General features: G+C 62.1%; 1 protein-coding gene. It reads left to right on the forward strand.

Features of this window, described 5'->3' with window-relative positions; all coding sequences use genetic code 11:
- Positions 1-377: tetratricopeptide repeat protein (locus tag AC1DB1_RS19465; RefSeq protein WP_477202018.1), on the forward strand; the 377-nt coding region annotated here is incomplete at both ends.

The raw sequence follows: 377 nt of genomic DNA on the forward strand, positions 1-377 counted from the left end.
ACTCGCCTACCTCACCGTCGGCAAGCCGCATGCGGCGATCCGCGATTTTTCGCGCGCTGTGAATGCAGATGCGCGTTTCGCCTCTGCTTATCGCAATCGCGCCGAAGCGCGGATGGCGGTGGGCCAACGCGAAGAGGCGATCGAAGATCTTTCGCGCGCCGTCGCGTTCGACGTTGGCAACAGTGAACTCTATGTCGTGCGCGGCTATGCGTATCTGCTCGACGGCAACACTGCATCCGCGATCAAGGATTTCTCCCGCGCCATCGAACTCGACGGCAAATCGAGTGCCGCATATGCGGGCCGCGGCCTTGCCAACGGCGTTGCAGAAGCGGCGGACGACGCCTATGCGGATCTCAATCGCGCGATCGAACTCGATC

The sequence above is a fragment of the Leifsonia sp. 10N434 genome (assembly GCF_056394405.1).